Below are 5,125 nucleotides of genomic sequence, written 5' to 3'. Positions count from 1 at the left end.
GCCGCCGCAGCCCTCGTCCTGCTCCAGCTCGAATACGACCGCACCGTCTAAACGATCACACACAGGCATGATCGCTTACCGGGAAAGGCTCATTGATCAGAACCTCAAAGGTTCTGTTTCGAGGCTGTAGCGAACTGGGGGTCCGCGGCGATAGCCGCGGACGATGCGTGGCTGACGCTGACGCCGGTGGAAGAACCTGCGGCTTTCTACGACGAGTTGGGCCTGGTCGCGGGCCCGGCTGCTCATCGGAAGGCTCCGTTTGAGATCGGCGTTGACCAGCTCGTCGGGCTGCAGCTCCGGCGAGTACGACGGCAGGAAGTGCGGTTCGATGCGGTTCGAGTGATCGGCGTGCCAGGCGCGGCCCTCGCGGGCGTGGTGCGAGGAGTGGCCGTCCACGACGAGTCGGACCTCGCGGTCGAAGTAGCATGCGAACCGGTCCAAAAAGCGCCACATGACGTCGGCGTCGAAGGTCTCCGTGAACACCATGAGGTGCATCCGGCGCTTCGCGCTGATCGCTCCCTCCGGCACCAGCGGTAGGCCCGCGCATCTGGCTCCTCAGACTCGGAGAACCCACCCCTGGGCGTTATGTTCGTTATGGCGGTAGGCGGCCTGGAGCCTGGTTCCGCCAGTGCAGCCGGTACTGCGCTGTCCCGCTGCGTGTCGCGGGGCAGGCACTGGGCGTGGGCGGCGTGTGCAGCGTGTGACACGCCCGGTTACCCGGGCTGGACGAGCCGGGTCTCGTACGCGAAGACCACCGCCTGCACGCGGTCCCGCAGTCCCAGCTTGAGCAGGATGCGGCTGACGTGCGTCTTGACCGTCGCCTCGGCCAGTTGGAGCGCCTCGGCGATCTCCGAGTTGGACAGGCCCAGGCCCACCTGGATGAGGACCTCGCGTTCGCGGGCGGTGATGCGGTCCAGTCGGTCGTCCTGGCGCACACCGCCGCCGGACCGGGTGGGGAGCTGGTGGGCGAAGTTCTCCAGCAGAAGCCGGGTGATGCGGGGTGCGACGACCGCGTCGCCGGCGGCCACGCAGCGGATCGCGGCCAGGAGTTCCTCGGGCAGGGCGTTCTTCAGCAGGAAGCCGGAGGCTCCGGCGCGCAGTCCGGCGAAGGCGTACTCGTCGAGGTCGAAAGTGGTCAGGATCAGTACCTTCGCCTCGGGGCACTGCGTCACGATCCGCCCGGTCGCCTCGATGCCGTCCATCCCCGGCATGCGCACGTCCATCAAAACCACGTCGGGCCGCAGTTCACGGGCCAGGCGCACGGCCTCGGCACCGTCACCGGCCTCGCCGACGGCCGCCATGTCGGCCTGCGCCTCCAGCACCATGGAGAACGCCATGCGCAGCAGCGGCTCGTCGTCGACGAGGAGAACTCTGATCGTCATGTCTCACGCTTCGTTTCCGAACAGGGCCAGCACGGCCCGTACCTGCCAGCCGCCGTCGGGGCGCGGCCCCGCCTCGAACTCGCCGCCGTACACCGCGGCCCGCTCCCGCATCCCATGCAGCCCTTGGCCGTTGGACGCGGCCGGGGCCTCCACCGCCGGCCCGTCGTCAGTGATCCCCACGGTGACGTGCTGCGCCGTACAGCACACCCGGACATCGGCCCGAGTGCCCGGCGGGGTGTGCTTCAGAGTGTTCGTGAGCGCCTCCTGGACCAGCCGGTAGACGGTCAGCTGCGCCGCGACGGGTACGGCCGCCGGATCGCCGGAGACGTCGAGGCGGGTGGGCAGCCCGGCCGCGCGGACCTGGTCGGCGAGCGGCTCCAACTGGGCGATGCCCGGCATCGGATGGCGGAGCGCGTCGGGCTCGTCGTCGCGCAGAACGCCGAGGAAGCGCCGCATGTCGGTGATCGCCTGCCGACCGGTCGTGGAGACCTGTCGCATCGCCGCGGTGGCCCGCTCCGGATGAAGCTCCTGGGCAAAGACAGCCCCATCGGCGAGCGCCACCATCACCGACAGATTGTGCGTGACGATGTCGTGCATCTCCCTGGCGATACGGGAGCGTTCGCCGGCGACCGCCAGCTGGGCCTGCTGGTCGCGTTCCCGCTCCAGTCGCACGGCCCGCTCCTCCAGGACGGCCAGATGGGCCCGTCTGCTACGCATGTTCATGCCGATCACAGATGCGGCCACCACCATCGCGGACAGCGCGACGAACGACTCGATGCCCCGCTCCCGCGGTGACCACCGGGCCGACGCGAGCAGCGCACCGGTCACCAGTACGCCGATGGCGAGCCACATGTGCCGCTTCGACGCGTACGCGGCCACCGTGTACAGCGCGATCAGCAGTGTCATGTCCGCCGGCGTACGCACGTCGAGACACCACTGGACGAAGGCGACCGCCGATATCGCCAGGAACGCCACGAGTGGCGCCCGGCGCCGCCACACGAGCGGCAGCGCCAGCAGCGCGTCGAACAGCAGCAGGTGGCCCAGGAAAGGGCGCATGCCACGGTCCATCGCCCCCATCAGCACCACGAAGACGGCCGCCGCGAACAGCGCGTCCACCGTCTGCGGCGACAGCCGTGCGCTCAGGCGCAGTCGGACACGCCCGGCGAGGGCGCGCCACGACTGGGCCCGGACACGCACGGCCTGGGGCAGGGTGTATGTCATCGACGCGCCCTGAAGCCGTCGGCTGCCATCAGGCGTCCCGCCGCTTCAACGCCACCGCCGCTCCGGCCAACGCAACCACCGCGTACAGGCAGAACACCGCGAAACCGGCCCAGGGTGACAGCGTATTCGGATCGGCGTGGACGTGGACGATCCCCTGCCCCGCCGTGCTCGGCAGATACTTGTTGATCGCGTCGTACCAGGAGGACGGCAGCGCCTCGGCGAGCACCGGAAGCACCAGCAGCACACCGAACAGGGTGGCGATGCCGCCCGCGGTGTTGCGGATCAGCGCGCCCAGCGCCACCCCGATCAGGCCCACGCCAGTCAGATAGAGACCGGCGCCGAACACCGCGCGCAGTACGCCCGGCGAGCCGAGCGACGTCCCGAGATGGTGGCCGGACAGCGCTGCCTGGCCGACGAGGAAGGCGATCAGCGCGGCGATCGTCGTCAGCGCCCACGTCACCGCGCCGAACACCAGCGCCTTGGCCCACAGCACGGGCAGCCGGCGCGGCACCGCGGACAGCGAGGCTCGGATCATCCCGGTCGCGTACTCGCCGCTGACCACCAGGACGCCCAGGACGCCGACGGCGAGCTGGGCCAGGAAGAAGCCGCGCAGACTCGTCAAAGTGGGATCGAAGTTCAGCCGCTCGTCAGCCGGCAGATGGGACCAGCGGTCGGCGGTGAAGTAGCTGAACAGGTAGCCCAGGCCGATCATCGCGACCACCGCGGCCAGCAGTGTGAACAGCGTGGACCGCAGCGACCGCAGCTTGATCCACTCGGAGTGGATCACCTTCAACTGCGTGACCTCGCCCCGCTCGGCCTCGGGGATCACCGTTGCTGTCACCGTCGTCATGCCGCACGCCCTTCCGTGCCCGCGCCGACGCCCTGCCCCGCGGGTGCCTGATACTCCACGGCGTCCCGGGTCAGCTCCATGAACGCCTCCTCCAACGACGCCTGCTGCGGCGTCAGTTCGGCCAGAGCGATGCCCTCCTCGGCAGCGACCCGCCCGATCCACTCGCTGCTGATGCCGGTCACCAGCAGCACACCCGTCTCCGGGGAGGAGACGGTGACGTCCGGGCCCGCCAGCAGCTCGCGCAGCTTCTCCGCCTCATTGGTGCGTACCCGCACCAGGTCCCCGGCGGCCTGTGCGGTGAACTCCGCGACCGACGTGTCCGCGATCAGCCGCCCACGCCCGATGACGATCAGGTGCTCGGCGGTCAGCGCCATCTCCGACATGAGGTGCGAGGAGACCAGGACCGTACGCCCCTCGGCGGCCAGCCCCTTCAGCAGGTTGCGGATCCACAGGATGCCCTCGGGGTCCAGGCCGTTGACCGGCTCGTCGAGGATCACCGTGGCCGGGTCGCCGAGGAGGGCGCTGGCGATGCCGAGCCGCTGTCCCATGCCCAGCGAGAAGCCGCCGACCCGCTTCTTCGCCACCGCGCGCAGCCCGACGAGGTCGATCACCTCGTCCACGCGGCGCACCGAGATCCCGTGCGTGGCGGCGAGCGCCAGCAGATGGTTGCGGGCGCTGCGCCCGGTGTGGATGGCGCGTGCCTCCAGCATGGCCCCCACCTCGTGCAGCGGCGCCCGGTGGTCGGCGTAGCTCTTGCCGTTGACGACGGCACGGCCCGAGGTGGGTGCGTCCAGGCCCAGGAGCATCCGCATCGTGGTGGACTTGCCGGCCCCGTTCGGTCCGAGGAAGCCGGTGACGGCGCCGGGCCGCACGGTGAAGCTGAGATCTTGCACGGCGGTGCGCTCACCGTAGCGTTTGGTGAGGGAATGGGCCTCGATCATGAAGGGTCCTCGTCGGAACTAGGGGAAGTCGTCGGTGGGGGGCGGCGTCCGTTCGCGACCGGACGCGCATCACGCTAGAAGCATGCCCCGCCTGATTCGACAGACCATGGAGCGACGTTCCCAGGGCCGTACCTGCATCCACGGGCTGAGCGACGTACATCCGGCGATGTACGTTCCGGCGGCCGCCGTCAGCCCATGGTCTCCCGCTCGCCGACATAGGCGGCCCGTACGGCGTCGGCGGACAGCGTGGTGACCGCCTCGCGCAGGGGTAGGCGGAGCGGGCACAGGTCGTTCGACGCCAACCGTTTCCGATCAGCGGGCTGACCGACGCTTGACGTCATGGCCGCGTCCGAGCGTCCATGGTCGCGGCCGACGCGCCAACCGGGGTCACGGAGACCACCGCGATTCCCACGCATCGGCCTGTCCTTCCGGAACACTCTCGATGCGCACGCGCCGGCGACACAAGCGGCCCTCAGTTGACCGCGCCCCGGCCGGGGACCTCACTCCTCATGCCCTTCCAGGCTTGAAGGCTCCCCTCCCTGAAGGGAGGCGATTCCTCACCCTCCAGGGCTGAGCGGGGATTTACGGCTCAGGCCGCCACCGGAGCCGGCGGCCCCGGCGGTCCTACGCCCTCGACACCGTCCGGGTTCCAACCTGCCCGGACCAGCATCACGCGGGCGGAGTTCTTGTCCCTGGGGGACACCGCTCCACACACGGTGCAGGCATACGTT

5 protein-coding genes and 1 pseudogene are annotated in these 5,125 nt (G+C 69.9%); all 6 read right to left on the bottom strand.

Annotated elements, in window-relative coordinates; genetic code table 11:
- Positions 1 to 96: 96 nt before the first annotated feature.
- Positions 97 to 528, bottom strand: coding sequence for a transposase (locus ACIBJF_RS52020; protein WP_399184898.1), 432 nt, complete (start codon positions 526 to 528; stop codon positions 97 to 99).
- A gap of 185 nt (positions 529 to 713) precedes the next feature.
- Positions 714 to 1,382 (bottom strand): response regulator, encoded by a 669-nt coding sequence (locus ACIBJF_RS52015; RefSeq protein WP_399184897.1) that lies wholly within the window; start codon positions 1,380 to 1,382, stop codon positions 714 to 716.
- Between the two features lie 3 nt (positions 1,383 to 1,385).
- The gene (locus tag ACIBJF_RS52010; RefSeq protein WP_399184896.1) at positions 1,386 to 2,603 is read right to left on the bottom strand and encodes a sensor histidine kinase; all 1,218 of its coding nucleotides are present in this window, start codon (positions 2,601 to 2,603) and stop codon (positions 1,386 to 1,388) included.
- A gap of 28 nt (positions 2,604 to 2,631) precedes the next feature.
- Positions 2,632 to 3,453: an ABC transporter permease subunit gene (locus ACIBJF_RS52005; RefSeq protein WP_399184895.1), complete on the bottom strand. Its 822-nt coding sequence runs from the start codon at positions 3,451 to 3,453 to the stop codon at positions 2,632 to 2,634.
- Positions 3,450 to 4,394 (bottom strand): ABC transporter ATP-binding protein, encoded by a 945-nt coding sequence (locus tag ACIBJF_RS52000; RefSeq protein WP_399184894.1) that lies wholly within the window; start codon positions 4,392 to 4,394, stop codon positions 3,450 to 3,452. The genes ACIBJF_RS52005 and ACIBJF_RS52000 overlap by 4 nt, the downstream gene beginning before the upstream one ends.
- A 589-nt stretch (positions 4,395 to 4,983) precedes the next feature.
- Positions 4,984 to 5,125 (bottom strand): annotated as a pseudogene (locus ACIBJF_RS51995) (RNA-guided endonuclease TnpB family protein); the annotation flags it as partial.

It is taken from the genome of Streptomyces sp. NPDC050743 (assembly GCF_044456925.1).
Lineage (GTDB): Bacteria > Actinomycetota > Actinomycetes > Streptomycetales > Streptomycetaceae > Streptomyces.
Note: the sequence above shows the minus strand (reverse complement) of the source record. Positions and strands in the feature narration are given on the sequence as shown.

Bases quoted from the DNA above. Each gene is read 5' to 3' on its own strand.
- ACIBJF_RS52015 (WP_399184897.1), bottom strand. From the start codon at position 1,382: ATGACGATCAGAGTTCTCCTCGTCGACGACGAGCCGCTGCTGCGCATG.
- ACIBJF_RS52005 (WP_399184895.1), bottom strand. From the start codon at position 3,453: ATGACGACGGTGACAGCAACGGTGATCCCCGAGGCCGAGCGGGGCGAG.
- ACIBJF_RS52000 (WP_399184894.1), bottom strand. From the start codon at position 4,394: ATGATCGAGGCCCATTCCCTCACCAAACGCTACGGTGAGCGCACCGCC.
- ACIBJF_RS52010 (WP_399184896.1), bottom strand. From the start codon at position 2,603: ATGACATACACCCTGCCCCAGGCCGTGCGTGTCCGGGCCCAGTCGTGG.